Annotated in this window: 24 protein-coding genes, 1 tRNA gene and 2 pseudogenes; 18 read left to right on the top strand and 9 right to left on the bottom strand. The window is 35.0% G+C overall.

Features of this window, described 5'->3' with window-relative positions; translation table 11 throughout:
• The first annotated feature begins 2 nt into the window (after positions 1–2).
• From I2490_RS11945 to I2490_RS11925, 5 genes are all read left to right on the top strand, one after another.
• Positions 3–449, top strand: coding sequence for a phosphate-starvation-inducible PsiE family protein (locus I2490_RS11945; RefSeq protein WP_206459989.1), 447 nt, complete (start codon positions 3–5; stop codon positions 447–449).
• Between the two features lie 226 nt (positions 450–675).
• Complete coding sequence (gene rplM / locus I2490_RS11940; protein ID WP_206459988.1) at positions 676–1,104, top strand: 50S ribosomal protein L13; 429 nt, start codon at positions 676–678, stop codon at positions 1,102–1,104.
• A gap of 18 nt (positions 1,105–1,122) precedes the next feature.
• Complete coding sequence (gene rpsI / locus I2490_RS11935; protein WP_206459987.1) at positions 1,123–1,515, top strand: 30S ribosomal protein S9; 393 nt, start codon at positions 1,123–1,125, stop codon at positions 1,513–1,515.
• Between the two features lie 121 nt (positions 1,516–1,636).
• Entirely contained in the window at positions 1,637–2,440 is an 804-nt protein-coding gene (locus I2490_RS11930) for a hypothetical protein (protein WP_206459986.1), read from the top strand.
• A 32-nt stretch (positions 2,441–2,472) separates the two neighbouring features.
• Positions 2,473–2,841 carry a VOC family protein gene (locus I2490_RS11925; protein ID WP_206459985.1) on the top strand — a complete coding sequence of 123 codons (369 nt, stop codon included), beginning with the start codon at positions 2,473–2,475 and terminating at the stop codon, positions 2,839–2,841.
• Between the two features lie 64 nt (positions 2,842–2,905).
• Here the strand turns inward: I2490_RS11925 and mnhG are convergent, their stop codons facing one another.
• From mnhG to I2490_RS17190, 7 genes and pseudogenes are all read right to left on the bottom strand, one after another.
• Entirely contained in the window at positions 2,906–3,265 is a 360-nt protein-coding gene (gene mnhG, locus I2490_RS11920) for a monovalent cation/H(+) antiporter subunit G (RefSeq protein ID WP_206459984.1), read from the bottom strand.
• A gap of 2 nt (positions 3,266–3,267) precedes the next feature.
• Complete coding sequence (locus tag I2490_RS11915; protein WP_206459983.1) at positions 3,268–3,639, bottom strand: monovalent cation/H+ antiporter complex subunit F; 372 nt, start codon at positions 3,637–3,639, stop codon at positions 3,268–3,270.
• Positions 3,632–4,114: a Na+/H+ antiporter subunit E gene (locus tag I2490_RS11910; RefSeq protein WP_206459982.1), complete on the bottom strand. Its 483-nt coding sequence runs from the start codon at positions 4,112–4,114 to the stop codon at positions 3,632–3,634. The genes I2490_RS11915 and I2490_RS11910 overlap by 8 nt, the downstream gene beginning before the upstream one ends.
• 9 nt (positions 4,115–4,123) lie before the next feature.
• Positions 4,124–5,623 carry a proton-conducting transporter transmembrane domain-containing protein gene (locus tag I2490_RS11905; protein ID WP_206459981.1) on the bottom strand — a complete coding sequence of 500 codons (1,500 nt, stop codon included), beginning with the start codon at positions 5,621–5,623 and terminating at the stop codon, positions 4,124–4,126.
• The gene (locus tag I2490_RS11900; RefSeq protein ID WP_206459980.1) at positions 5,613–5,960 is read right to left on the bottom strand and encodes a Na(+)/H(+) antiporter subunit C; all 348 of its coding nucleotides are present in this window, start codon (positions 5,958–5,960) and stop codon (positions 5,613–5,615) included. Before I2490_RS11900 ends, I2490_RS11905 begins: the two co-directional genes overlap by 11 nt.
• Positions 5,961–5,973: 13 nt before the next feature.
• Positions 5,974–8,487 carry a hydrogen gas-evolving membrane-bound hydrogenase subunit E gene (gene mbhE, locus I2490_RS11895; protein WP_245157172.1) on the bottom strand — a complete coding sequence of 838 codons (2,514 nt, stop codon included), beginning with the start codon at positions 8,485–8,487 and terminating at the stop codon, positions 5,974–5,976.
• A gap of 39 nt (positions 8,488–8,526) precedes the next feature.
• Positions 8,527–8,709, bottom strand: a pseudogene (locus tag I2490_RS17190) (hypothetical protein); the annotation flags it as partial.
• Positions 8,710–9,036: 327 nt separating this feature from the next.
• Between I2490_RS17190 and I2490_RS11890 the strand changes: the two are divergent.
• Both I2490_RS11890 and I2490_RS11885 read left to right on the top strand, forming a co-directional pair.
• A tRNA-Ala gene (locus I2490_RS11890) sits at positions 9,037–9,112 on the top strand.
• A 303-nt stretch (positions 9,113–9,415) separates the two neighbouring features.
• On the top strand, positions 9,416–10,441 hold the full coding sequence (locus tag I2490_RS11885; protein WP_245157171.1) for an IS110 family transposase: 1,026 nt from the start codon (positions 9,416–9,418) through the stop codon (positions 10,439–10,441).
• A gap of 197 nt (positions 10,442–10,638) precedes the next feature.
• Here I2490_RS11885 and I2490_RS11880 read toward each other — a convergent pair whose 3' ends face one another.
• On the bottom strand, positions 10,639–11,886 hold the full coding sequence (locus I2490_RS11880; protein WP_206459978.1) for an IS1634 family transposase: 1,248 nt from the start codon (positions 11,884–11,886) through the stop codon (positions 10,639–10,641).
• A gap of 603 nt (positions 11,887–12,489) precedes the next feature.
• Here I2490_RS11880 and I2490_RS11875 point away from each other — a divergent pair.
• The 10 genes and pseudogenes from I2490_RS11875 to I2490_RS11830 all read left to right on the top strand — a co-directional run bounded on the left by I2490_RS11875 (position 12,490) and on the right by I2490_RS11830 (position 23,031).
• A complete protein-coding gene (locus I2490_RS11875) occupies positions 12,490–13,089 on the top strand; it encodes a hypothetical protein (RefSeq protein WP_206459977.1) in 600 nt (199 codons plus the stop codon).
• Positions 13,090–13,757: 668 nt separating this feature from the next.
• A pseudogene (locus tag I2490_RS11870) lies at positions 13,758–15,121 on the top strand (IS1182 family transposase).
• A gap of 159 nt (positions 15,122–15,280) precedes the next feature.
• Positions 15,281–15,883, top strand: a complete 603-nt coding sequence (locus I2490_RS11865; protein ID WP_206459976.1) for a hypothetical protein — start codon at positions 15,281–15,283, stop codon at positions 15,881–15,883.
• 240 nt (positions 15,884–16,123) lie between these two features.
• A complete protein-coding gene (locus tag I2490_RS11860; protein ID WP_206459975.1) occupies positions 16,124–16,591 on the top strand; it encodes a hypothetical protein in 468 nt (155 codons plus the stop codon).
• A gap of 249 nt (positions 16,592–16,840) precedes the next feature.
• A complete protein-coding gene (locus I2490_RS11855) occupies positions 16,841–17,731 on the top strand; it encodes an ABC transporter ATP-binding protein (RefSeq protein ID WP_206459974.1) in 891 nt (296 codons plus the stop codon).
• The gene (locus tag I2490_RS11850) at positions 17,724–18,527 is read left to right on the top strand and encodes an ABC transporter permease (protein ID WP_206459973.1); all 804 of its coding nucleotides are present in this window, start codon (positions 17,724–17,726) and stop codon (positions 18,525–18,527) included. The genes I2490_RS11855 and I2490_RS11850 overlap by 8 nt, the downstream gene beginning before the upstream one ends.
• 86 nt (positions 18,528–18,613) lie before the next feature.
• Complete coding sequence (locus tag I2490_RS11845) at positions 18,614–19,984, top strand: YfcC family protein (protein WP_206459972.1); 1,371 nt, start codon at positions 18,614–18,616, stop codon at positions 19,982–19,984.
• A 30-nt stretch (positions 19,985–20,014) separates the two neighbouring features.
• Positions 20,015–20,308: an ArsR/SmtB family transcription factor gene (locus tag I2490_RS11840; protein WP_206459971.1), complete on the top strand. Its 294-nt coding sequence runs from the start codon at positions 20,015–20,017 to the stop codon at positions 20,306–20,308.
• Positions 20,309–20,425: 117 nt separating this feature from the next.
• Positions 20,426–21,604, top strand: a complete 1,179-nt coding sequence (locus I2490_RS11835; RefSeq protein ID WP_206459970.1) for a M20 family metallopeptidase — start codon at positions 20,426–20,428, stop codon at positions 21,602–21,604.
• A gap of 20 nt (positions 21,605–21,624) precedes the next feature.
• Positions 21,625–23,031: a YfcC family protein gene (locus tag I2490_RS11830; protein ID WP_206459969.1), complete on the top strand. Its 1,407-nt coding sequence runs from the start codon at positions 21,625–21,627 to the stop codon at positions 23,029–23,031.
• Between the two features lie 131 nt (positions 23,032–23,162).
• Here the strand turns inward: I2490_RS11830 and I2490_RS11825 are convergent, their stop codons facing one another.
• Positions 23,163–24,038 carry a YitT family protein gene (locus I2490_RS11825; RefSeq protein WP_206459968.1) on the bottom strand — a complete coding sequence of 292 codons (876 nt, stop codon included), beginning with the start codon at positions 24,036–24,038 and terminating at the stop codon, positions 23,163–23,165.
• Positions 24,039–24,184: 146 nt separating this feature from the next.
• On the opposite strand from I2490_RS11825, the gene I2490_RS11820 reads away from it, so the two are divergent.
• Positions 24,185–25,504: a CCA tRNA nucleotidyltransferase gene (locus I2490_RS11820; RefSeq protein ID WP_245157170.1), complete on the top strand. Its 1,320-nt coding sequence runs from the start codon at positions 24,185–24,187 to the stop codon at positions 25,502–25,504.
• Positions 25,505–25,575: the final 71 nt, after the last annotated feature.

The following is a 25,575-nucleotide window of genomic DNA, read 5'->3' as shown; positions in this document are numbered from 1 at the left end:
ATATGGAAAAAATAAAGCAAAATATGGGTAAAATGGCAAACTTAATTTTTTATTTATGCAGTCTCCTTGAAGGGATTATTTCCATTATCATCTTATTTGCTATTGTTGTAGAAACGATTCTATTAGTCGAAGGATTTAATGTATTTGAATTCGGGGAATTAAATTCTGGGCAGATAAATTCTATTTTGGGAAGCATACTTTGGTTGGTTATCGGTTTGGAATTTATCAAGATGCTTATGGAACATTCCCATGGTGCAGTTCTCGAAGTTTTGCTATTTGCAATCGCTCGTCAAATGATTGTAGATCATACGACAATGATAGAGAATTTTTTCGCAGTTGCTGCAATTGGAGGGATTTTTGCAATTCGTAAGTTCTTATATAATAAAGAAGAGGATAGAGAACCCATTTTAGGACTAAATCCTTTGAAAACAAAGAAAAGGAAAGAATAACAAAACAAATATTTCTAGTTAACATATTCATCTTGACTTGGATGGAAAAACATAATATAATACTCATGCGTTGTGTGTAAAAACACATTATTATCGTGTAAAGAACCCTTCTACCGGGGGTTTTTAACATAAGGTGCAGGCTGGGCTAACCGGCCGTGGCCGAAACGTTATTGCAGTGAAACCGAACACGATTGTTAAAACAATCTTAGTAGGTAAGGAGGTAAAAATGAAATCATTTATCGCAAAGCCTCAAGAAGTGGAAAGAAAGTGGTATGTAATCGATGCAGAGGGAAAAACTCTTGGTCGTTTAGCTACAGAAGTTGCTTCCATTTTAAGAGGTAAGAGAAAGCCAATCTATACACCGCACGTAGATACGGGTGATTATGTCATCGTTATTAATGCGGAGAAGGTAGAAGTAACTGGTAAGAAAAGAAAAGAAAAAATTTACAAGAGACACACTGGATTCCCAGGTGGTCTTCGTGAATTAACTTTTGAAAAGTTACAGGCAAGAAAACCAGAAGAAATTATCCGCCATGCAGTGAAGGGCATGATGCCAAAGGGTCCTCTTGGACGTGAAATGTACAAGAAGCTTAAGGTATATGCAGGTCCGGAACATAATCATGCAGCTCAGAAACCAGAAATCTGGAATTATTAATAAAGGGAGGAATCAGAAATGGCAAAAATGCAGTACTGCGGAACAGGCAGAAGAAAATCATCTGTTGCTAGAGTTCGATTGATCCCTGGCAAAGGTAATATCACAGTTAACAAAAAACCTCTTGAAGATTATTTTGGAATGGAAATCGTTAAGAGAGAAGTTAGAAGACCGTTACAGGTTGCTGGCGTTGAAGGTCAGTTTGATGTAATCGCTACTGTAAGAGGCGGTGGATTTACAGGTCAAGCTGGTGCATTGAGACACGGTATCTCCAGAGCACTTTGTGTGGCTGATATTGCACACAGACCTGCTTTGAAATCTGCAGGATTCTTAACAAGAGACCCAAGAATGAAGGAAAGAAAGAAATACGGACTTAAGAAGGCAAGAAAAGCTTCTCAGTTCAGCAAACGTTAATTTGTTTCCATATGGCGATCGTATTTACGGTCGCCTTTTTTTATCTAGTAGGAAAGGGAATAAAAGGACAAAACAACCATATTCTTACGGGGATAATTTACCTGTGAAAGGAGAAGATACAATGAATGAAGACATTCAAAGGGAACTGAAAGCGGTTGAAGAAATTGGAGTTCGTCTGGCAAAGAAGTTTATATTTCAAAAGTTTGTAGTCTTGATTGTTGCTCTTTTTGCGATCCTTATTAGTGTAAAGCTATATAGCTCACAAGTTTATATCATTGTTGAACTTGTTATTCTAATTATTGTTTTAAAATTTGTTAAGAAAAATCAAAAAAATTTCCAAATCCCACTTTACGAAAAATGCGATCCGTACTTGCAATATACGGTGATTGACCATTATCGAAAGAATTGGAGAATTTTACCCAAACGTTCAAAGAATCAGTTGTTGATTGCTTTGGCACAGTGTATGATTCTCGCAGGGGAGCCACAAGAAGCGATTTCCATATCGAATCAGATAGAGAACCCTTCTCGTATGAAAATAGTGTATCGAGCCATTTATTATAATAATCTTCTTAATGCATACAGCCAGTTTTGCTGGGAGCAAAAAAGGGCTACTTTAGTCGGAGAAATTAAAGAGTTAAGAGCGCATTGCAGCAAAAAAGATGCAATGTATCTGGACGTTATTTTACGGTTAGAGGAACTCCATACTCGTCGTGCAGATTTGGACTTGAATTTTGTGCAAACTTATTTTAAGAACAATCCAGCGCAGCATTTATTTCAAAAGGTAGCTATGCATTATTACATAGCGGATATTTTGATTAAAAGTGGTAAAAAAGAAGAAGCAAAAGAATCCATTGCATTTGTGATGGAGTATGGAAACAAGCTTTATTATAAAAAAGAACTGGCAAAATTGCTTAAGAAGGTGTAAAATAAGGCAATTACTAGCAGGAGGAAATATGTATGAAATTTACGTTGACCCACAATTGTATCAATGTTTTAGACTTGGAACGTTCGTTACTATTTTATGAACAGGCTTTTGATATGAAAGAAGTAAGACGTATTACAGATGATGAAGGGAAATTCATCCTATCGTTTATTGCCAATGAGAATGCGACCCATCAGATAGAACTAACATGGCTGAAGGATCGTACCGAACCGTACAATCTTGGCGATAATGAAATTCATATAGGGTTCTTAGCCGACGACTATGAGGCAGCTTTGGCCAAGCATAAGGGAATGGGAGTCGTTTGCTTTGAAAATCCTAAATTTGGTGTTTATTTTGTTGAAGATCCGGATGGATATTGGCTGGAAATTGTACCGCAGCGATAACGGTTCATAATAAAAGAGAAAAAACTAAGACGGTCAAATTGACCGTCTTTTATTTTACATTTTTTTATTTTTGATGATTGTTGTTTTCGTTGAGTTCATCCACCATTGAATCCTTCCACATAGGAACACCGCTGAGGTATGAAGCTTTCACCATCATGTGTGACCCGAGCGGTACCGTTATCACAAGAAAAACAATGGCTAGAATTCCTTTTAGTGAAAATCCTAAATCAGTATAATATAGAAAGAGAATGTAAGCGATAATTAAATTGAAAATCCCAAGCGTTACGGGTTTCGATAATGCTTGCATACGGCAAAAAATATCCGGAAAACGTAAAAGACCAACACTGCCTCCAAAACAAAAAATAGCACCGATTAACAGAAACGCACAGATAAAAAATTGCCAAACAATATCGGACATCTGCATACTTAAACCTCCTCATCTTTTCTTTTAGATTGTGACATTCCATTGGAATTTTTTGACTCTTTCGGATATTGCCTTAATGGATAAAGTACATTTCCTTTCTGCATATATTTACTCCAGACAACCATCGCTACAAAGCCTAAAATGGATATGATTAAAACGGCATCCATATAATAAGCCGTACCATGTTTAAAGGCATATAAGATAATCAATGCCAGCGTTTGCGTACCGAGTGCATCAAGTCCGACAACACGATCTGCAAGTGTTTTTCCAGTAACAACTGTGACTAAATTAATTACCAGAGATATGGAAATTAAAATCAATACAATATTAACCACTAAATTAATGATTGGATAGTCTTGTAAAAAATTAATCATAGCCAACGACCTCCTTGATACGATTTACAAACTCTTTTTCAATGTGGGAAAGCACCCTTGGAGCATCCGCACAGTCTAACATGTGGATGTATAAAATGTTTCCTTCAGGCGCAATTTCTACGGTTAGAGTACCGGGTGTCAATGTAATCATATTTGCAAGGAGTACGATTTCAAAATTCGTTCTCAGATCAATGTTAAGCGCTACAATTCCTGGATTTAAATGAGACAATGGAAGGCAAACATAGCGAAGAACAGAAAGATTAGCAATAATCACTTCTTTGCAAAATACAATAAAGAGTACAAAAGCTCTCCAAATCTTTCTGAGATAAAATTGTTTTTGTGTTTGGGAATAGAAAGCTGATAAAAAGAATGCACCCAATAAATATCCAAAGACAAAGCTTCCAAGCGAAGGAGAATCGCTGAGGAATAACCATATACCTGCCAAACTTAAATTTAATACAATTTGTGTTGCCATTGTGCCTCCTTATCTACCGCCAATCGTATTTAGTACGATATCAATATAAGCTTGTGGTGCCATTAATTGCTCGGCAGCCTCATTACAAAGAGAAAAAATAGGTTGTGCAAAGATACCCAGAAGAAGAGATACACTTGCTAAAATGAAACAAGGAATTAACGCTCTCCCATATTGAAATCCTTCCGCAGGAATGTATTCGCGCGGAGCTTTTCCCCAAAAGACATATAAAAACAGCTTGATCATAGAGAACAGTGTTAGAATACCTGCTCCGATGGCACATCCAAGTGCCCAATAATTTTCTTGCTGTACAGCTGAAAAAGCTATCATATATTTTGCAAAAAAACCGGATAATGGGGGAACACCGGCAAGTGACATCGCAACTATAAAAAAGGTCCATCCAAGTGCAGGGTATGATGCTAATAGACCACCCATCTTTTTTAGATCTTTTGTTCCGGTAATTTTTTCGGTTACACCTGCAGTTAAGAATAAGCAGCCTTTAACAACACCATGATGAAAGAGGAAATAAATCGAGCCAGTTAGCGAAGAAACACTAAAAAGACCGAGTCCTAAAATTATATAGCCTATTTGCGATATACTGTGATATGCCAAAATGCTTTTATAATTCATCTGACTTACTGCACCGAAAACACCTAGGAAAATCGATAAAATAGCTAATACGATAAGGATGAGATGTGTATGTGCAGTATCTCCAATAAAAATTAATGTAAAGGTTCGAATCATTGCATAAGCACCCACTTTAATCACAAGGCCGGAAAAGATAGAGCTTACTGAAGCGGTTGCAACCGTATGTACTTTTGGAAGCCAAAAGTACAAAGGAAACATTGCGGCTTTGATGCCGAATACCGTTAAAAGAAGCATTGCAATTACTGTGAAAAACCCTTGATTTTCAATTGTACTCGCCTTTTGTGCTGCATCTGCCATATTCATAGTTCCCAGCATAGCATATAGCACTCCAAGAGCAATCAAAAATACTGTAGATGAAATGATATTAATCAATAGATATTTAAAGGTTTCTCGAAGCTGGGCTTTGGATGCACCGTGAACTAAGAGTGCATAAGAAGAGAGCAGCATAATTTCAAAGAAAACAAAAAGATTAAATAGATCTCCTGTTAAAAAGGTCCCGTTAATGCCCATCATTAAAAATTGCCAAAGGACATAAAAGTCATGCTTTTCACGTTCTTCTCCAATGGTTTCAAAGCTAAAAAGAAGCCCTGTAAAAAACAATAATGCACTCAAGCAAAGAACGATGCAGGAAAAAAGGTCGGCAACAAAAACGATGCCAAAGGGTGGAGACCAGCCTCCTGCGCAGAAAACCATTATGCCGTCTGCATGAATTTTAAAAAGTAGAAATACCGTAACAAAGAGCATTAAACTACAGCTGATAAAACTGAAAAATCGTTGTGCAATTACATTTTTACGACAGAATAATAATAGGATTCCGCTAATCATAGGAATCAGAACCGGGAGCAAAGGAAGATTAGTGGTCATCGTCATGCTCCTTTCCTAGAAGCTCGTCTACATCATCACTTCCAATTTCCTGATACGTTCGATACGCGAGAACCAAGCAAAAAGCTGTAGTTGCAAAGCTGATAACAATAGCTGTTAAAATCATTGCTTGCGGTAAAGGATCTGTATACGTAGTTGAGAGCTTTCCTAAAATCGGAGATTCTCCTCGCTGAAGCTTTCCGGAAGTCATCAGAAATAGCAAGGTTCCGTTTGAAAGTAAGGAGGTGCCAAAGATGATTCGAAGAAGTCTCCTTGAAAGTATCATATAAGTACCGGCAGAAAATAAAATGCCGATTAATAAAGCAATAAGTAATTCCATGAGAACCTCCTTTCTATGATTCTGTCTTGCCGATGTTAAATAGAATCGACATAACTGTTCCAAGTACTACAAAATAAACACCAATGTCAAAAATCAATGCACTGGCAAGTTCTATTTTTCCAAACCAAGGAAGAAGTATGTGTCCAAAGGTCTGTGTTAAAAATGGTTTGTGAAAATAGATGGACAAAAGACCGCAGCCGCCAACTATGGAAAGACCTAAGGGCAAAAATAATCCTACTTTGAAAGGAATGTGAGACATAAAATCTTTGCCAATCGTAATATACATAAGCAATAAAGCGCATGATGTCATCAGTCCTGCAATAAAACCGCCTCCAGGAGCATTGTGTCCAGCTAGCAGTAGGTAGATGGACACAAACAAAATAATAAAAGAAACCGGTTTTGAGAACGTAAGGATTACAAGATCGTTATCCTTTTGATGGTTTTTCTGCATAAGAGTCACTGGAGAAGCATTTGCTTCGGTATAGTCTTTTAAATAAGTTGCATCATCATCCAAGTATGCAGTATCTGAAATAGCTTGTACCGTACCGCTTTTATCCGTAAATAAGTGAAGAACGACATAAATACTCAAGGCAGCCAGACAAAGAACAGTAATTTCTCCCAGCGTATCTAAACCACGAAAATCTACAAGAGTTACATTAACAACATTGCTGCCACCGCCCTTTGATTTGCTGAATGCGGTATAGAACCATGAAATTGATTCGTATAATCGATTTGAGTGAGAGAAAAGGCTTAGGAAAGCAACACTGAGCCCTACGCATAATGAAATAAAAATATTTATCGTACGTTTTTTGGAATTGCTCGGTGTGTGCGGATCCATTCCAAGCGGAAATTGCTTTAAAACCAATACATATAAAATTAATGTAACGGTTTCAACCAAAAGCTGTGTTAATGCTAAATCCGGTGCTCCAAACATTACAAAGAACATAGCGACCATATAGCCGACAATCCCCATTGCAAGGATTGCAGTGACTCGTTTTTTCATTTTTGCTGCCAGTATCGCTGCAGTCGCGGTGACAATCATCATGACAACTTCAATCAGCTCGATATGAGCAAGATCTTTCGTAGATACGGCAGTTATAAAACCATAATGTAAAATTGGATAGCTTACAAGTAATAAACAAGCAATTATAATGTAGGAAAGATAATTGGTAAGTGAGCCTGTCATGTAGAAATTTGTAAAACGTCCTGTTACTTTTGGCAAAGCATATAAACAAGAGTCATAAATCTGATTTGCACTGACTGAACAACGTAGCTTATTAAATTTATTTTTCCATGCAAATAATTGACTGTAAAGGATGGCTCCACCGATTACAACGACAATAGTCATCATGAGTGGAACCGTAAATCCATGCCAAAACATAATATGGATTTCTGGTAGAGAACCGCTTACGGTCAAAGCAGCCGGAGCAATAAGTGCTTGCGCGATGGCATTTGGGAAAAGAGAAACAAGAATGTTCAATATAACAAGGAACATAGTTGGTGCAAGCATTCCAATTGGAGCCTCATGAGGATTTTTTGGAGTGCTGGATGATACTTCTTTTCCTAGGAAGACCGTTCCAAAAAGATGGAGTGAATACACAAACGTAAACAGGCTTGCTAAAACGGCAATAACTGGAATGATGTAAGCAAAGTTTCCTAAATAGGCAAGTCCATGTAAAGGTGCTTCGGAAGCAGCTTCGAAGAATAATTCTTTGCTTAAAAAACCTGAAAATGGCGGTAGTCCGGCCATAGAAAAAGAAGCGATAAAAGCAATGGCTCCTGTATACGGCATTGCTTTACCTAGACCATGTAATAGAGTTAAATCTCTTGTTCCGGTCTCATGATCTACCATTCCGGTCATTAGAAATAAACTGCCTTTGAATGCAGAATGGTTTAGAAGATGGAACAGACCGGCAAAGATTGCTGCTTCTGTTCCTATACCAAACAAACATAAGATCAGCCCTAATTGACTGATTGTAGAATAGGCAAGCAAAGCTTTTAAATCCTTTTGACGAAGTGCTATAAAAGAGCCAAAGAGTAAAGAGCTAAGGCCTACAAAGGTTATTGTAGTATTCCACAATATAGTGTCACCCAAAAGTGGAGTGAATCGTGCGATTAAGAAAATTCCTGCTTTTACCATAGTTGCAGAATGCAGATAACAACTAATTGGTGTTGGTGCTTCCATTGCAGAAGGAAGCCAAATATGAAATGGTACCTGTGCGGACTTTGTAAAAGCTCCAATAAGCAGTAAAATGGCAATGGCCGGATAAAGCGTACTTTGACGTATGGAATCGTAGGAATTTAACAATTCATTGATTTCAAAGGTACCCGCTATATTTCCAAGCAGAAGAAATGCAATCAACATACAAAAACCACCGGAAACGGTAATAAGAAGAGCTTTTTGCGCCCCATAACGAGAACGTTCTTTCTCAAACCAAAAACCGATTAAAAGAAAACTGGATATGCTTGTCAGTTCCCAGAAGAGATATAAAAGCATCAAATTATTGGAAGTGACAACTCCCAACATAGCTCCCATAAATAAGAGAAGAAAGACATAAAAATTAGCCAACCGTTCTCGCTCGGATAAATAGTATATGGAATATAGGATCACCAAAATTCCTACAAAGCTAATGAGAAGAGCAAAAAATAGTGAAAGACCATTGATTTCAAAGGAAAGTGAAATGTTTAATATTGGGATCCAAGATAGGTGTGTCGATATGGTTTTTCCCGTTAGAGTTTGTGGCAGCATCCCTAAATAAAAGAGAAACAGTATTATAGGGACCGGGATTACTACCCAACCTAGTTTCGTTTTAATAAATCGGTGAATCAGTATTAGAAAAAACGAAGCAACAAATGGAATAAGTGTTAATATAAAAAGCAAGAAATGTCTCCTTTCAACGAAAAAACGGTTGTCCGTGGGATATAACTTGTTATAAAAATATTTTACCATAACAGAAGAATAAATACGATAAAAACCTTAGATGTAGCGAATCAAAATTAGATTAAAAAATCCTTTTATAAGAAGCCTTGACAAAATAAATAATGTTTTCTATATTATTAAATAGAACAAATATTTGGGGAATTGGCGCAGCTGGGAGCGCGTTTGACTGGCAGTCAAAAGGTCAGGGGTTCGATCCCCCTATTCTCCACCATTGAAATATCAACGCTTCTATCGAATTGATGGAAGTGTTTTTAGTACCATAAAAGTGTAATTGTTAAACACATTATTAGTGATTTAACATTTGCACTTATTTTTTTATAATAAAGGGAAGTAATTGGTATGGCGAGTCTGTTTTTGGATTTATACATCCGTCATAAAAAACCCCTTATTATAAACATTCGATTAAGCAGGTTGGAACTCATAGATGAGCTTTCGTGTAACGAACTAAAATGAACTGTAATAAGTGTGGATGGGACAATTACAAATATTTTTAGATTGGGAGGCATAGCAATTAATGATTAGTGTAGGTATTGATATTTCAAAAGGAAAGAGTATGACTTGTATTTTAAAACCCTATGGAGAAATAATTTGTGCACCCTTCGAAGTAAAGCACACAGATAAAGCTTTATCTGAACTATCATCCATGCTTTTGAAATTTAATGAAGAAGTTAAAGTTGTAATTGAGGCGACAGGAATCTATCATCTTCCAGTGCTCAGTTTTCTACAGGAGCGAGGAATTTTTGTAGCTGTAATCAATCCATTTGAAATGAAGCAATACAGAAGCCAAGGTCTTAGAACTGTAAAAACGGATAGGAGAGATTCCATTGCGATAGCAAATTACGGGGTTGATCACTGGTTTAGACTCAAGAATTACGAAATATCAGAAGGTATTTATCAAGAACTTAAAATATTAGGTAGACAGTATTCACACTATATGAGAATGAGAATAGAGAGTGTACAGTGCTTGACACATTTATTGGACTATACAATGCCTGGCATTAAAAATCTGCTAAGAGGATGGCAGGATTCAACAGGTAAAGATAAATTATCGGATTTTGTAGAAGTGTATTGGCATTTCGATAATATAGCGGAGCTGTCAGAGAAGGATTTTATTAATAGCTATTTAGCTTGGGCAAAAGAAAAAGGATATCATCAGAACCAGAATAAAGCCGTCAAAATTTATTCCCTGGCACAAGATGGTATCCCTACATTGCCTGCTGAAATGGAATCAACGCAGATTATGATTCAGCAGTCGGTTGGTGTATTAAGGCAAGTCAATACTACCTTAAGAAGTATTTTAACACAGATGAAAGAACTCGCCAAGAGGTTGCCAGAATACCCTGTGGTAAGGGCTATGGGCGGCGTTGGAGACGTATTAGCGCCAAAACTAATCGCAGAAATTGGTGATGTTCGAAGATTTCATAGCAGCAAGGCTTTGATTGCATATGCAGGAATAGACGCACCACCCTATCAATCAGAAACAACATTTAAAAACTTTGTATTTGGTACAATTACTTCTAGATTCTTTAAATGGGTATAGGCTCTAAAAAGGTGCTTTTTTGTTTATAGAATATTTTTAAAAAAGCTAGTAAATTTGATTTATATGTCGAAATATGCTAAATTTAATACATATATCTTAAGTTTTGCAACAAAATAGATAAAAAACGCCCTTGGACGCACTGGAATTAGTGGGTTTCAAGGGTTTCGTTTTTTGCATTTTTTTGTAGTGTAATAGGCCTATTTTTTTGTTTCTGAAATTATTTTTTTAATTTGTTGTAGAGTTCTTATTTTTGTTGAAAAATCAATGTTTGTAACGGATTCAATGTCTTGTAATACTTCATCATAATAATCAAATAAGTAGTAGTTTCGATCAATGTTTGTACAGCTACAGCTCTTTAGACTTTTTATCATCTTGGTAATGCTGTATTTACCATTTAATTTGAATTCTAGTATTCTAGCTAATACCAATGCAATAAAACATGTTAGGAAATGAGCCTTTATATGCTCTTTTGTTGATAAATAAATCGGTCTGGTTTCTAAATCACTCTTTGTTACTTTAAAAGATTCTTCAATTTTCCATAATCCACGATATATATCAATAATTTCACTTGCTGTTTTCTTATATTCACTGGTTACTACTACATAGTAACCATCTAACGCTTCTTGTTCTCTAATTTTTTCTTCATCAAGTACAAGTGAACTTGTGTCTGCAATCTCACCTGTTCCCTTTACAAAAGAAAGGTTTTTGACATAACCAGCAGCACCATATGAAGTAGAACGATTATAGCTTGAAGGTGATTGAATAAGTTTTTTTGCCTTTTCAATCGCTTTTGCTCTATCCATTTGGGCTTTGATAGCATATTTTTTGCTGTAAAAGACAACTTGCTTTACATCAATTGTTTTCTTTATTTTTTTACCGGACTCTGTAGTTATCCAAATTTCTGTTGGGTATTCTCTTTCTTTGCATTTATAGTCTTCACCATACCATTGATAGTCTAAATTACTTTTGATGTATTCTTTGAGTTCATTATTGGCACCACGTGCCGTTTGGCTAAATACAAAACCATCTTTTGCAGAAAGGGTATAGTAGATATTATCCCCGGTATTCATACCTTTATCGGCTACGACAATAACTTTACCTAATTCAAACTCTTTTTTCATACGAGAAAATGTTGGTCTATAAGTCAGACAGTCATTGGTGTTTCCAGAATAAAGGTCATATGTAATTGGAATACCATTGGTATCCATAAAAAGTCCCATTTGAACAATCGGATTAGGGCGATGTTCTTTACAGATCTCTTTGCGTCTAAAGTCATCCTCTTTTTCAGATTCAAAGTAATAGTTTGTCACATCATAATAAACTAAACTGGTATCACGGACATAGTTTGCCTTAATCTTTTCGTTCATCCAAAGTTGGAGTTCATTGCCTTTTTCGTTGAAAAAACTAAGCGCTCTATAAACATCGTCTAGGGTATAATTTGTCACTAGGACATAAGAGCCTAGAGTAAACCAGTAACTTCATAATGTCATTAGTGTTTGCTTCAATTTTAGTAGATCGTTGCCTATTTATTAAGAATTTATCGATTTCAAGAGTATGACGGTTCGCTTTTTAGATTTATTATTTTCCTTATCTCTATAACTTTCTATTGCTGAAAAGTATGTTCGCCCAGTTTTGTTGTTTTTGGTTTTCTTTAAAAACATAATATTCCCTTTATATACATTATATAACAATTATACCATAAAATATATAAAACTGCCATAAAAATATGAATATATACTTGTTGCAAAACTTCGGCATGATAACCAATGACCATATGATGGTGGGGTATCCGCACATTCATTTTTATTCCAATCCAAAGGTGGCAAACGCATTTTTGGAAAAAGCACGAGCGTTGAAAAAAGAAAAATATTCAAATAATTATATTTTTAAAAAAATTCAGAAACTATTGACTCTTCAAAGAAGCGGGGTATAATACTAAGTATAAAATATTTCTCAATATGAAAGGGGTTTGTAATGAAAAAATTATTTTCTAAAGTATTATCAGATGCATATTCTTTTTTAGTTAGCATTTAAATTTGTGAGTTAATATGAAATTTCAGAATTACGATGTAGATTTTTCAAAGAAAAACATATTACGCATGTTACTTGTTATATTTATTGTCCTGATTCTTTTTCTTTGGCTCAATGGTTTTTTTCAAACGAGGGCCGCTTTTCGTGATGTATGCTCTTTTTCATCGGTGGAATTGTTGGATTCCTCGGAACATTGGTCTTTTTATTTACCAAAAGAAATCGATTATAATGCTTATTTGACATTTGACGGAGAGGAGAATGTTGGATTGCATTGTGTAGGATGTATTTATTTAGAAGCAGAAAACGGAGAAAGTGTAAGAGTAGAAATCCAGTCTGTTACAAAGCAAGATCGCCATTTTTACTTTTTAGAAAAAAGATGGTTTCTGTACAATGCAACCAATATACCTTTGGATAAAGTTTTAAAATATCACATTCGCTTGCAATGGGAATCTACGAAAGAGTGGGTACATGAGTTTGATCCTCAATCAAACAACGTGCAAACGGAATGGATTTCTTCTGGTGATTTAACACCTGCGGAGATGGAGGAAACATTAGCGTTCATAGAAAGCGACCCATATGATCGTTTTTCAAGATGTTCCGATCTTCCATTCTGGTAAAAAGAAAATGCAAAAAAGAATTGAAAAAGCCGGGTAAGAATTCATTTCTCTACTCGGTTTTTTGATGGGAACGTACTGTGTATGAATTCGCAGGTAGAGTGATGTCACCTGAATTAGAATTAAATTTTTTGGTGGAAAATTGGAAGAGTGAAAAAGTATTAGAGTTTTGAGTTTTGTTTGAAAAAAGCAAAAGTGCATGGTATCTTAAGTTTTGCAACAAAATAGATAAAAAACACCCTTGAACACACTGGAATTAGTGGGTTTCAAGGGTTTCGTTTTTTGCATTTTTTTGTAGTGTAATAGGCCTATTTTTTCGTTTCTGAAATTATTTTTTTAATTTGTTGTAGAGTTCTTATTTTTGTTGAAAAATCAATGTTTGTAACAGATTCAATGTCTTGTAATACTTCATCATAATAATCAAATAAATTAGTGATTAATATTAAAACCGAGCGATATACTGAGAATAGGGGAGAGGAGTCCTAAAAGGATGCTAACATAACGTCAAATCATATGATATATAAGCTTATAAGTTCATATATTAATATATGAACTACAGACTGTAGACAAGGATATCTCTATCTTTGCCTACAGTTTTTTTTACATAATGTAATACATTTTATTGTATTTATGGTAAAATATATGTATAAATACATGGAGGTATTTGCTTTATGATGGGTAAGAAAGATTTATTAGGTCGTGATCAATTTCAAATGGTAACCTTGAATTCTCTTGTTCCACAAGATCATATTATTCGTAAGATAGATACTGCGATTAATCTCTCTTTCATTTATGACCTTGTAAAAGATTTGTATTCTGATGTGGGAAAAGAAAGCATCGACCCTGTCGTCTTAATTAAAATTACCCTCATTCAATATACCTTTGGTATTCGATCCATGAGGCAGACCATTAAAGAAATTCAAACGAATGTAGCTTATCGATGGTATCTTGGTTATAGTTTAGAGGAAGAAATTCCTCACTTTTCTACCTTTGGTAAAAACTACTCTCGTCGGTTTCAAAATACTGACTTATTCGAACAAATCTTTCAAAGAGTCATTGCTGAAATTATGGAATATGAATTCATTAATTCAGAAAGCATTTTCATTGACGGTACACATATTAAAGCAAGTGCAAATAACCATAACAGTGAAAAAGAAACCGTTTTGGAATCCGTTAAATACTATGAAAAAGAACTAATGAAAGAAATTAACGAAGATCGCATTGAACGAGGAAAACAAGCTTGTAAAAAAAAACGGAAGCCAAAGAAAAGACAAAAGTAATCAAGAAAAGTACCGTAGATCCGGATTGCGGTGTATTTCATAAAGGAAAGCATAAGGTAGTATTTGCTTATGCTGCAAATGTAGCTTGCGATCGAAACAATTACATACTTGCTTTTCATACAAATCCAGGAAATGTACATGACTCAGTTGCATTCCCAAAGATTTATGAAAAAGTAAAAAGATATAAAGGTGTAAAAAATATTGTAATGGATTCCGGATATAAAACACCTGCAATTGCTAGAGAAATACTCAAAGATAAACGAATTCCTATCCTACCATACAAACGACCTATGACAAAAAATGGTTATTTTAAAAAACACGAATATGCTTATGATGAATACTATGATTGCTTTGTATGCCCAGAAAACCAAGTGTTAAACTATACTACAACAAATAGAGAAGGGTATCGGGAATATAAGAGTAAAGGAGAAATTTGCAAGAGTTGCCCTTCCTTATCAGAATGCACAGCAAGTAAAGACCATGTAAAAGTAGTCACACGTCATATATGGGAAAACTACATAGAGCAATGTGAGGACATTCGTCATACTCCAAAGTATCGAGATCTTTACAAACTACGGAGTCAAACCATTGAGCGAGTCTTTGCCGATGCAAAAGAAAAACATAATATGCGTTATACACAATATCGAGGGATTCAGAAGATAGAAATGGAACTGAATCTTCTTTTTGCGTCCATGAATCTAAAAAAACTAGCAACATGGATTCATAAATCTGAAAGAAGGAATCAAATGGCATAGAGATATCCTTTTATTTTTTCTTTTTTTAAAAGCTTTATAGAAAAAATAGAAAATACCTTGCAGAAATTATAAGAATATAAATTTAGCAAGGTATTTTGTCTACAGTCTGAAGTTCATATATTAATATATGAACTATTTTTAAATCTTTGGAGGAGTATAATGATTTATAAGAATCAAGAAAGTATACCGAATGAAAAATACATTTCGTATGATCAGATGAATATAATCAATACTTTTGAAAAATTATGGATAAGAATTGCCATATGGGTTAGAGCATATATAAGGGCCTATATTTATGATACGCCAAACTTATCACTTACTACTAGCATGTTGAATGATGATTTACCCTCTGAAGTTTATGACTTATTCAGTATATTTTTTGGTACTCAAGTTGCAGAGACTATGAAAAAACTATTTTTTGATTTTTTTAAAGCAATAATAGAAGTAGTTGAGCCTATTAAATATGGTGATGAAGTATTGGCCAATTCAAGAATAATTAAATGGTATGAAGTTGCGGATGAAATATCATCATTTCTTGCAAAGATTAATGTGTATTGGGATGAAAACCAATGGAAATATTTACTTTATCAATATATTAAATTTAAAATAGATGAAATCAATGCTGTGATACAAGGTGATCATGAAACTGAAAAAAAACTACTTAAAGAGCTTGAAACTATTAATTTTTTAATGTCAAATTATATGGCAAGAGGAATTATTTTTTTAGCTCAAAATCCAAATATATATAAAAAATTAAAGTAATCTCCGAAAGGGGACTATTCTCCGCCAAGTGAAAAAACAGAGGTAAAAGCTTCTGTTTTTTTTATGTCATAATGAAAGAAGAGAAACACAAAAAGTACACAAGGTAGTTGATAATAGTTTATTAGGTTGTATGTTTTACTATAATTTGTAATAATGTCTATAGAGCTATTTAAAGAAGTTATCGTGCATAACAATATACCTAATTGCATTAATACATTGTTCTTATAAGGGGGGATTATTTTGACGATGCTAGAAAGATTCTTATTTGGCATTTCTGATTGGTGGGATGTCGTTTTATGGACAGGAGCAGAGTTTGTTGTTCTTATTCACTTGCTAATAGAACTGATAATTGCTTCAGTGGCAATCTTCTTGGTTCGTAAAAAAAGCCCCGAAGATTTCCAAAATAATTGGAAGAAAGAATATTTTAAGCGATTCAGTTCGGTTGGGTTATTCTTATTTGTTTCAAGGATGATTTTATTTTTATTTATCGGACTGGGTATATTCGGGTTGCCTCCAAATACAAACCTTTTAATATTGGACGTATATTTTGTTTTTTTATGGATCGCATTGGCGGCAAGCTTGATTACTATATGGCTTTTGGCCAGATTCCATATGATTCAGTCAGTAAAAATAAAAGTTTATTTAATTCTGTTATCGATTCCTATTGTAATTTACTATAATGCAAATTTACTCATAGCGATAATTTAATAAATGGAAGACAAGAATGTTTTTAAAGCTTGAGTGGATTGAAAGGTAATCAAGATTATTATAAATAAAGCAAAGAAAAAACGGATAAGCGAATTGAGATTAATTGCTTATCCGTTTTGTTATATAGAAATTCTAATGTCCTGTTAGCATCTTAACTTCATTTAAATAATTATAATTTTGATTATTTTATAAATAAGAAGGAAACCTAATAGAAAAAGAAGCATCTAAAAATCTAAAAGGAGTATCTTTATGAGCGTTATCAGTATAAACAATTTAACGAAGGACTACGGGAATGGAAAAGGAATATTTGATTTAAATTTGCAAATAAATAGCGGAGAGGTATTTGGCTATCTTGGACCAAACGGTGCAGGAAAAACAACAACAATTCGACATCTTTTAGGTTTTTTAAATTCAGATAAAGGATTTTGTCAAATTGATAAATATAATTGCCGTCAGGATAGTGCAGAAATTCAAAAAACACTGGGTTATTTACCTGGTGAAATTGCATTTTTTGAAGATATGAATGGAATGGAATATCTTAAGTTTATTGCAAAATTACGAAGAATGAAAGATTTTACTAAGATGAATGAGCTTATTGCATACTTTGAACTGGATCCCAAGGGAAAAATAAAAAAGATGTCCAAGGGGATGAAACAAAAAATGGCGATTGTATCTGCTTTTATGCACAATCCTGAAACGTTAATTTTAGATGAACCAACTAGTGGACTTGATCCTTTAATGCAGAGTAAATTTGTACAACTAATATTATCAGAGAAAAAGGAAGGCAAAACAATTTTAATGTCTTCTCATAGTTTTGAGGAAATCGAAAGAACCTGTGACAGAACTGGTATCATTAAAAATGGAAGATTGATAGCAGTTAAAAAAATGAGAGAAATCAAAAAAGCGCAGCGTAAAATTTATAGCATTACATTTGATAATGAAACCGAGGCCATTGCTTTTGCAAAAGAACCTCTGGATATCGTTTTCCAAAACAACCATCGGGTTGATGTTGCAGTCAGCGGTGATTTAAAAACTTTGACATCGGCATTAGATCGTCATCCGGTTATCGGAATTGATGTAGTTTCGCAAAGATTAGAAGAAATATTTATGGCGTATTATGGGGGTGAAAACCATGTTTAATTTAGTGCTTTTTATAAAAACCTTAAAATCTAATTATAAGTTAATCCTTATATTTATGGGTGTCTTAGCAATGTATATGAGTATTATTATTGGGATGTATGACCCGGAAGATTTAGATATTCTCAATCAATTAGCATCATTAAAACTATCCCCGGAATTACTTAATGCAATGGGATTTACGCTCATTGATACGAGCTTAATCGGATTTATTTCTTCTTATTTTTATGGATTTTTAATGCTCGCTTTTCCGATGATATGCTACATTATCCTTGGGAATAAATTAGTTGCATCATTGGTTGACAAAGGCTCTATGGCTTCTATCTTAGCAACTCCGAATACTCGAATAAGTGTAGCACTAACGCAAGGTGTGTTTTTATTGATTACAATTACGGGACTTATAGGATTTGTTTTTATATGGGGAATCGTTTATTGTTCTATTAATTTAGCGGGGATGCTCGATATAAAGGGGTTTATATTACTAAATATCGGTGTACTGCTTCTTCATTATGCAATCAGTGGAATTTGCTTTTTTTCTTCGTGCCTTTTTAACGAAAGTAGAACTTCACTGATGGTTGGTGCTGGCTTGCCAATCGCCTTTTTACTGCTGCAAATGCTTTCTAACGCAAATAAGGAGATTGAAACTTTTAGATTTCTGACTATCTTTTCGCTGTTCGAACCGACAAAGTTAATCATTGGAGAAAATATTCTGCCGCAAATATTAAGTTTAATCGCAATTACGATTGTTTTATATTTAGGAGGCATTGCAGTATTTAATAAAAAAGACTTACCTCTTTAGGACTTACGCTATATTCTTGACGTGAAACTAGAATAATGCTAATATGTTGATATACTTAAACATGTAATCGCGTTTAGGAGGTTGGTATGAAGCGGAGACATCTGGATACCTATGTAGTTTTGTTGTTAATAATACTTTTTACGGCTCTTGCATCTTTTTTGATACCGTCAGGGTCCTATCAGCGATATGTGGATACAGGAAATGGAATCGAATACGTTGTACCCGACAGCTTTGTGTTTACAGAGAAAACGAATTTATCATTGCTTGATTTTATGAAAGTCATTCCGGATGGGATGATGCAGGCAAGCGAGATTATAATTTTTGTCTTGATTGCGGGAGGCAGTTTAGGGATTATTAATGCGACGGGGACAATTAATGGCTTTATTAGCACAGTCTCTTCAAAATTTAAAAAGCATGGAAGCTTCACAATTCTATTACTTATGGTATGTTTTTCTTTATCAGGAGCTGTCTTTGGAACTGCAGAGGAAGCATTGCCTTTATATCCGATCGTAATGGTATTAGCCTTGTCTTTAGGCTATGATAAAATTACAGGAGTTTCGATTGTACTTTTAGGTACCGGAGTTGGGTTTGTGGCAGGTTTTTTAAATCCTTTTACAGTAGGAATTGCACAGCAAGTCTCTGGATTACCTCTTTTTTCAGGTATGGCTTATCGTCTAATTGTATATATCATTTTCTTGACCGTAACTATTTTATATGTTTTAAATTATTCTAGGAAAAATCGCTTTAAAACAAGTTTAAATGAAGAAGTGATGGCAGATTCTTATTTAGCAGAATATGATTTTTGTACAGTATTTGAATTAACAAAACGTCAAACCGGAGTGGTAATTGCTCTTTGTTTCTTTACAATTATTTTGATGTGCGGAATTTTATGGTGGGATTTTTATATTTTGGAAATTGCGTCTTGCTTTTTCTTTATGGGTGTTTTTTCCGGAGTGATTGGAGGACTAAATTCAGGTAAGATTGTTTCGGAGTTTATGAAAGGAGCTTCCAGCTTATTATATGGAGCACTTATCATTGGTATGGCCAAATCGATTTTTGTGGTAATGCAATATGCTGGAATATTAGACACTGTCATTTATTATTTAGTGCAGCTCATTGAGAATTTTTCAGAATCAGTCAATATAATTTCAATGTTTTTGGTACAAAGTATTATTAACTTATTTATTACCTCAGGAAGTGGTCAGGCAGCCGTAACTATGCCTATAATGAAAAATATTGCAGATTTAACCGGAATACCTAGACAGTCGGCGATATTAGCGTTTCAATTTGGTGATGGGTTTTCCAATGTAATTAGTCCGACATCAGGTTATTTTATGGCGGCATTGGGTATCGCAGGTGTCAATTGGTGTGAATGGGTGAAATTTATGTTTCCATTGTTTGCCATCTGGTGTATGATAGGATGTGTAATATTAGTAGTATCTTTATATATATATTAAATCAATAATGTGGTGTTGAGGGAATGAAGAATGTCGGGTATGAACAACGATTATTTTGATTCTGAGATTTTCAAGGTTTTAGGGGAAGATGCCAGAATTGACATTTTAAATATACTTGGGAAACAAGAGTTGAATGTAAGTGAAATTGCAGATAAAATGAAAATTTCACGTCCTACTGTTTCTCATCATATGCAAGTTCTAAAGCGTGCAGGGATTGTTTCTTCAAGACGAGAGGGAAAAGAAATTTATTACTGTGTAAATATGACTGCATTTACTTCATTGGCCAGAGCCTTACTCGGTTTTGTAAACACAGGGCGATTTTAATTTTTTTGTATAACATGTTGACGTGTGTAAACATATAAACATATAAATAGAAAGGAGGGGAAAATTATTTAAATATATATTTGTTTTAAGTTAATTCATGGGTAGAAGGAGGCGTAAATGAATCTGTTTTCTTATGTAACAAAAGAGGAAATTCTGAAAATTTTAATGGATCTTATTTCAATTGAGAGTCATCGAGAGTATGAAGGAAAAGAAGAAGAGGTTGCTAAATACATTCATGAAAAGCTGCAAAAAGAAGGAATTGCTTCGAGCTTAGATTATGTGGAACCGAAGGAGCCGAATGTTTATGGATTTTTAGGTAAAACTGAGGATTCAGTGGAGCTAATGTTCAATGGACACATAGATACCATCCCTGGATTTCAGATGGATTATGAGCCATTTCAGCCATTTATTAAAGAAGGAAAGATTTATGGCAGAGGCTCTGCAGATATGAAAGGTGGAATTGCAGCGTACCTTGCCGCACTGATTGCGGCAAAACGAGCTGATTTTCAGCCGAAGAAGACTGTAATGTTTGCCGGAGTAACCGGAGAAGAAGAGAGATCGAATGGCACAGAGCATTTGATAAAGACAGGGAAGCGAGCAAAGTATGTTGTTATCGCTGAACCGACATCGTTGCATCCATGTATTGCACATAAGGGAATGGAATGGCTGGAAGTAAAATTCATTGGGCGTTCCACACATGGAAGCCGTCCGCATGACGGAATCAATGCAGTGTATGCAGGCGCTCAATTTTGCAGTCGGATTGAACGTGAGCTTCAGGATGAAATTGAGATGCGTTCCTATCCGATGCTGGGTGCAGGGACAATTAATGTCGGAAGTATAATAGGGGGAAACGATCCCAATATTGTTCCGGATGAATGTATCATTGCTATGGATCGCCGATGGCTTCCTTCTGAAACCTTGGAAATGGTGCATGGTGAAGTTGAAGAACTTGCAAAACAAATTGCAGAAGAGTATCAGTGCAAATATCAATTTCGAGCTATGCGGGAGTTTACGGCATCTATGATAAATGCACCGTATGCGTTAAAGGAAGAAGATGAATGGATACGTCTTGTATGTGATGCATCAGAGGATGTATTGAATTATAAAAAAGAAGTCGAAGCCTTTCCTGCATGGAGTGACGCCGGGATTCTTGGAGTACATACAGATGCAAAATGTATTATTTTAGGACCTGGAAATATCACGCAGGCACATGCAAACGATGAATTTTGTGATTTGCAAGAAGTATATCAAGCTGCTGAAATTTATTTAAAGCTTATAGAAAAAATTTGTGGTTAATTTGAAAGGAGTGAACATTTATGACATCTAATAATACAGAAAAAAGAAAATGGCATATACCGCATACTTATGTATTAATTTTTGCAATTATTGTGTTGGTAACGATATTAACTTATATTGTGCCGGCAGGGGAGTTTGATCGAGCGCAGGATGAGCAAACGGGCCGAATCTTTGTTGTTGCCGATAGTTTTCATCAGGTGGAAAGTGCTCCCATTTCTCCGTTTGATATGTTTCGATCGATACATATTGCAATGAACGAAGTGGGATACATTATTTTCTTTGTTTTAATTATAGGAGGATCTTTTGGAATCATTCAAGCGACAGGCGCAATTGATGCCGGTATCGGAAGCATGGTTAAAAAGACAAAAGGCAAAGAAAAATTAGTTATTCCGATTCTGATGTTCGTATTTTCCATTGCAGGAGCAATTCTAGGTTCTGCAGAAGAAATGCTTCCGTTTTATCCTATTATTATATCTTTAGCCATTGCATTGGGATTTGACTCCATCACAGGAACTGCGATTGTTTTACTGGGAGCTGGTGCTGGATTTGCAGGAGCCTTTTTAAATCCGTTTACAATTGGTATTGCACAGGGTATTGCAGGTCTGCCGTTGTTTTCCGGTATGAAATATCGTTTATTATGCTACTTCATAATTTTAAGTGTAACTATCATTTATGTATATCGTTATGCAAGCAAGATTCAAAAAAATCCGGAGTTGAGTTTGGTTTATCAAGAGGATAAAGAGAAGACAGATCTACTTGTAGATGAAGTAAATACATTGAATGGTCGTCAGAAAATGGTACTTCTGGTTTTCGCTTTGGGACTTATTATTCTTTCCTTCGGAGTAATTAAACTTGGCTTTTACGTTACCGAGCTTACCGCAGTCTTTTTAATCATTGGATTATTGGGAGGAATCATCGGAGGATTATCGGTTAATCAAGTCGCTGAAAAATTTGTAGATGGTGCAAAAGAATTGGTATATGGGGCTTTAATCATAGGTTTGGCAACGACAGTTATGGTAATCATGAGAGAAGGAAAAATCATGGATACATTGATTTATTATCTTGCCAATTTAGTCAAAGCATTACCGCCATCTTTAAGTGCAGTTGGAATGTTTTTCGTTCAAAGTATCATTAATGTTTTCGTTCCTTCCGGAAGCGGGCAAGCCGCAGTTTCCATGCCAATTATGGCACCAATGGCAGATGTTGTCGGAATTACAAGACAGACATCTGTATTGGCCTTCCAATTTGGAGACGGATTCTCCAACGTGATTTCACCAACTTCCGGATACTTCATGGCAGCATTAGCAATTGGTGGCATCAAATGGGATAAGTGGGCAAAATGGATGTGGCCATTGTTTTTAATCTGGTGTGTCATTGGATCCGTTTTAATATTTGCATCCGTATTAATAAATTATGGACCTTTCTAAGGGAAGAAATCGTAGACGGATATGGGGATGGAATACAGTTAGAAATTTATGAGGTTATTTTAGGATTGTTAATAAATAAATGGCTTTGGGCACAAAATTCTGTGAACAAAGCCATTTTTGTTATGCTTATATTAATCCAAATGTTTAAATCCTTTTCCAACTACATCGCCTGCTTCACAGCCGACTAAAAAGGCATTCTTATCAACTTCACGAGCAATATCACGGACTTTATAGAATTGTGGTTTGCTGACTACACAAAATATAATATTTTTTTGTCCATGGTCATATCCGCCTTCTCCTTTCATTACCGTTACTCCTCGGTGAAGCTCATTTAGAATTCGTTCTTGAATTTCTTTGCTTTGATCGGAGATAATAAATAAAAGACGATTAATGTTAAGCCCGTAAACCATGTTATCCATTACTAAACCGGATATATAGATACAAATTGCTGCAAAAATTGAAACATCAATATTACCGAATGCAAAAATAGATGCAATTACAACGATTAAATTTGTGCCGGTTAGAAGCTTCCCCATAGAAAAATGAGGAAATCGTTTTTGAACAATGGCGCTAATGATGGCAGTGCCGCCTGTTGTTGAGTGGCTCATATAAACAAGTGCATTGCCAGCTCCCATGAGAATCCCCCCGAAAATGGATGCTAAAAGAGGAGCAATGGGAGAGGTAGAAGGATAAGGTGGCATCCAAATAACCAGTACATCGATGCAAAAGCTAAAAATAAAAATAGAGACTGCCGTTCTTATAGTAAATCCCCTGGATACGTAAAACCATGATAAAATTAAAAGAGGAACATTGATTGAAAAAATCATCGTTCCAATAGGAATATGAAATAGGTGATTAATAATCGTAGCAATTCCGGTTACTCCGCCTGGTGCAATTTGAAATGGTTTGGTAAAAATCTGTACTCCCATAGCGTAGGAATAGGAGCCTAGTAGATTAATGAGAAAAAAGTTTAAATATTCTTTTGGCGTTTGAAGCTTCGAACGCATTTTGTTCACCTCTTAAATTGTTTTTTTTGTATGATAATAGTATACATTTTTTTATAAATTTTTACAAATCCTTTTTCAGCATAATAGTAAATTTAATTATACTGAAAAGGGTGTATTGAGGGATGGGAAAAGGAGGAAAAATTCATTTGGATATAGCAAAAAAGGTTCTTCAAAAAATATTGGATGCCGGTTATGAGGCGTATTTAGTCGGCGGTTGTGTACGTGATTATTTATTAAAAAAGATTCCAAAGGATTTTGACATTACAACCAATGCTTTACCAGAGGATATTGAAAAAGTGTTTTTCGATTATCGGATTATTCGAACAGGTATAAAACATGGCACGGTAACGGTTATTTTTGAAAATGAAGCATTTGAAATTACGACTTATCGTAGAGATGGTGTTTACAGCGATCACCGTAGACCGGATCAGGTATCCTTTAGTACATCTTTGGTAGATGATTTAGCCCGAAGGGATTTCACTATCAATGCGATGGCATACAATGAAATAGAAGGATTGGTTGATTTTTACGAAGGACAAAAGGACTTAGAAGAAGGAATATTACGGTGTGTCGGAACACCTGCGTTACGTTTTAAAGAAGATGCTTTGCGCATGCTTCGTCTTCTGCGTTTTTCATCCGAACTTGGTTTTAAGGTAGAAGAACAGACAGTGCAAGGACTTTTCGAACAAAAATCCCTCTTAGAGAAAGTATCAAAAGAACGAATCAGCGAGGAATGCACAAAGCTTCTATGTGGAAATAATGCAGGAAAAGTTGTTGTACGATGGATTGATGTTTTAGGAGTCGTTTTACCGGAGATTCTACCTATGAAGGGATTCAAACAAAGAAATCCTCATCATAAATATGATGTTCTTTGTCATACTGCGGTTGTAATTGATTCAATTCCTGCAATCCCTCATTTACGCTGGGCAGCATTGCTTCATGATATTGGAAAGCCATGGTGTTACACGGTTGATAAACGTGGAATCGGACATTTTTATGGGCATGCAAACGAAAGTGAAATCATGGCAGAAATGATTTTAAAAGGTCTGAAGATGGATCGTGATACGATAAAAAAAGTAACAACCTTAATACGATATCATGATGTTCGTATGGAGGCGCAGCCTGCAATTGTTAAAGAATGGCTGTGTAAATTAGGAAAAGAAACCTTTGAGGATTTATTATTATTAAAAAAAGCAGATTTAGCAGGTCAGAATCCATTGAATGGGAAAAAAGACCGTAAATTGGCTGAGTTATGCAATGTAACAAATAATATATTAGAGAGTGGTCAATGTTATCAGCTAAAAGATTTAAAAATAAATGGAAACGACTTAATTGAATATGGGGTTAAAGACGGAGAGCAAGTGGGTCGCATATTACGACACGCATTAAAGAATGTTATGAAGGATCAAGTAGCCAATGAAAAAGAAGAACTTTTACAATTTTTAAAAGAAGGAAGACTTATATAAAGTAAGTTATAATTCATAACATAAAAAAATTTTTAATATAGGATTGACAGAAAGAATAGGAGAGTTATAAT

The sequence above is a fragment of the Anaerovorax sp. IOR16 genome (assembly GCF_017168145.1).
Classification (GTDB): Bacteria; Bacillota; Clostridia; order Peptostreptococcales; family Anaerovoracaceae; genus IOR16.
This window is presented reverse-complemented; position numbering and strand designations above follow the sequence as displayed.